The 3,003-nt window shown below is 54.2% G+C and carries 5 protein-coding genes; all 5 read left to right on the top strand.

Going from position 1 to position 3,003, the window contains the following annotated elements; translation table 11 throughout:
• The coding region (locus ABJK56_RS16280; protein WP_347245729.1) for an RHS repeat-associated core domain-containing protein at positions 1-884 on the top strand (884 nt) is incomplete at its 5' end.
• A 156-nt stretch (positions 885-1,040) separates the two neighbouring features.
• Positions 1,041-1,475, top strand: a complete 435-nt coding sequence (locus ABJK56_RS16275) for a hypothetical protein (protein WP_347245728.1) — start codon at positions 1,041-1,043, stop codon at positions 1,473-1,475.
• 74 nt (positions 1,476-1,549) lie between these two features.
• Positions 1,550-2,038, top strand: coding sequence for a hypothetical protein (locus tag ABJK56_RS16270; RefSeq protein ID WP_347245727.1), 489 nt, complete (start codon positions 1,550-1,552; stop codon positions 2,036-2,038).
• Positions 2,039-2,269: 231 nt separating this feature from the next.
• Positions 2,270-2,512 (top strand): hypothetical protein, encoded by a 243-nt coding sequence (locus ABJK56_RS16265; RefSeq protein WP_347245726.1) that lies wholly within the window; start codon positions 2,270-2,272, stop codon positions 2,510-2,512.
• Positions 2,473-3,003: RHS repeat-associated core domain-containing protein (locus ABJK56_RS16260; RefSeq protein ID WP_347245725.1), on the top strand; the 531-nt coding region annotated here is incomplete at its 3' end. The genes ABJK56_RS16265 and ABJK56_RS16260, both read left to right, overlap by 40 nt.

Below are 3,003 nucleotides of genomic sequence, written 5' to 3'. Positions count from 1 at the left end.
GGGTCGGCCGGTGGATGAGCGAGGACCCGATCGGCTTTGATGCCGGGGATGGGAACTTGTATCGGTATGTGGGAAACGATCCGGCAACCCGCCTTGATCCCTTGGGACTCAAAATGACGTGGAGGGACTGCTGCGCCGGTGCATTCGAGGCAATGGACGCACAACTCGCTATCGTCCAGTCGATACGAGACATTCTATTCAAGGATATGGTCCGACTTACAGAACTCGCGGCGCAGCTCACCGTCTACGAGCAAATCTGGGTTAGGAGAAATACCACATTTTCCGAGCAAACGTCGTGGAACGACCTTTTGGACTTGTTCGGAATTCCAGGGGCTGTTCAGACGGTCGTCGGCGCTCTGGCTCAGGCTGCTGATGCTGCAACGGTGGAGAGGATAAGCCTAGCGGTCCTGCGGGATTCAAGTGGCCGGTTTCTAAAGCACACGGCGGAGTTCGCGCAAACAGCGGCGGCCCAAGCTCGTGCCCTTTCCGCGTTGCAGAGAGCGCCGCTCTACTTATTGCCAGTCACCATTTCGTCGAGAGGGATTGCACGAATCATCGATATCCTGAGCACGGCCAATCTTGCGAGCACGCTGATGGACGTACAGACCCAAGCCCAGAACCTGGCGAGAGCTATTGCGCAAGATTGGAACTCAGCAATCCTCTATGGTGAGGGACTAATCAGAGACTCAGCCAGACTGGCCGGGCGGGAGTGGGATCCGGTGAACGATCCACCGCTCTGTGAAGCGTTAACTGACGCGCTGTGGGCGCGAGTCAAGGTTTTTGAAGGCTATCTCAAGTATGCTCAGGGTCGGCATATTGGCTTCGAAACGCAGATATTTAAGCCTGCGCAAGAAGTCCTCAAGCAACTCGCACAGTTAAACTGAAGACCAACTAACCCACGTGATAGGCGTTTATGGAGGTAACTCATGGCCGTAACCGGTTCCAGCAAACGCAGGTACTTTTTGGCTCTCGGGTGCTTGGCCTGCATCACTCTGGTGGTGTGGCATTTCATTAATCGATCGAAGGAGATACAAAGGGAGATGTGCAACCTGCGTAGTAAACTAGAGCCAATACAATTCAAAGTTTTCAGTCTGGATCTCTACTCCCGAGACGTCTTTCAAGCGAACAGTTTATTGCGATCGGGAAATTACAAAGAGGCCATTAGCAGGCTCGAGGACGCAATAGAGCTGGCACGCATGCTCGGGATCGTTCCGAACCCAGTGCTCAAGGGCGATGCACCCGGGGACGATGAGATGCTGCTCATGAGTCTTTATTACCAGGAGGCTCTCCAAGGGCGAATCGACGATGGTGTGCAGGAGTTCTGGGTCTACATGGTCTCCACCTATCCAAATTTTTCGACGGAGAGTTTGGATGCATGGTCGAGAATCTTCATTAAGCGTTATGCGGGGCGATCAGGGACGCACGATGCTTTACAGGAGAAGGCTGAGTCACTTATGGAGAATAAAGCTCGCTAGGCACTGTCCTTCTTTCGCTGGAGCGATCTATGCCTGCAACGGATCAAAGGAAAGCCGGTACGATTGGAGAGAGGGTGCGACAGTTGGCTGTGATGCCCGGGATAGTTTGTGTTTTTGTGTGGCTCGCGTGTTTGTGGGCAATTGTTTTGTACGACGAGTATTACCCTCGAGCGCAGATGGCCAAACTATGTGCCGAATTAGACGAGGCTTGGGCCAAGAAGGTGCACGCATGCCAGGGGTACCTGCGCCAAGTGCGTCGGGCGAGGGAGCTATTGCTCTCGGGCAAGCGCGGAGATGCTATTGTGCAGCTCGAAGAAGCTATAACGCTTGCACAGGCGCAACGGGTTATTCCCCTTCGTGGAACTCGCGCGCCCACTTTCGGAGAGATACTCCTGCTGAGGCTCTACGACGAGGAGGCGGCGGAGGGCCGGAGCCTTCCGGGGAGACAGAGCTTTTGGCGATACATGGAGTCGGCCTATCCGGAATTTTCCGGAAAGTATTCTGAATATAAAAGACTGTGGGATGAATTTGTTGAGCACGTTTCCCGTGATGGTTCAAAATGATCGCTGCACAACGGCGAAGCCGGCCTTGCGAAGCTTCCCTGTGCCGCCCAGAACGTAGTCGCAAAACTGCGCGAGTTTAGGAAAACCTAAAACCTTGTCCCGCCACGCGGTAACTGTTTGGGCCCGGCTGTAAACCGCGTGGAAAAACGGTTCCCCAGTGGGATTGGTACCTTATTGCCGGAAGCGGATGCTTGTGCACGCGTCCCAATACGCGCGGGATGGAATATAAGCATGATCTACGTCTGGGGTTCAGCGGTGGATCAGATTCTGGCCGAGGAAAATGTTGACAACGGGGCTGATGAAACCGTACAGTGGACGCTGACGGACCACCTGAGTACGGTTCGGGACATCGCCAAGTTCGACCCGCAGACGGTTTTCAGTGTGGTCGCAAGGCTGGACAACCCCGATTGGGCGGAGGCAAGGGGGCGACTACCGTGGTCAACCACCTCATCTACGACGCCTTCGGCAGGGTGACGTCGGAGAATAAGAACCTATCCGAAAAAGTCAACATCGGCGTGATTCCCCGGACGCACTTCGGTTTTCGGATAGGCTCTAATCCGGCAACAGGGGATATTTTCTTCTTTAATAACTGTCCGTTGTTAGTCAGCAATAGTCTCTTTGTATTCACGGGTAGACCGTTCGATAGTGACACCCAACTTCAGAACAACCTCAACCGCTGGTACGATGCCCACGTCGGCCGCTGGCTGAGCGAGGACCCGATCGGCTTTAACGGCGGCGATGGGAATTTGTATCGGTATGTCAAGAATAGGCCGATCATGTCAACTGACCCTTCAGGAAAAGGCGACGAGCACTCTAGCGACCCAAACACAACATTTCTGGACGCAATCGAGGCGGCCAACACGGTGAAAGACTTGCTTAAAGAGGTTGCTGATCCCACCAAGCCGGGAAGCCTCACCGTTTTGCTCGATCTACCGAGTAACGTGCTGCAAGAGCAATTGTCTAAG

Source organism: Thermogutta sp., from assembly GCF_039793925.1.
Lineage (GTDB): Bacteria > Planctomycetota > Planctomycetia > Pirellulales > Thermoguttaceae > Thermogutta.
This window is presented reverse-complemented; position numbering and strand designations above follow the sequence as displayed.

What these genes read in the sequence shown, in the direction of transcription:
- ABJK56_RS16265 (WP_347245726.1), top strand. Translation starts at nt 2,270, where the DNA reads ATGATCTACGTCTGGGGTTCAGCGGTGGATCAGATTCTGGCCGAGGAA.
- ABJK56_RS16275 (WP_347245728.1), top strand. Translation starts at nt 1,041, where the DNA reads ATGTGCAACCTGCGTAGTAAACTAGAGCCAATACAATTCAAAGTTTTC.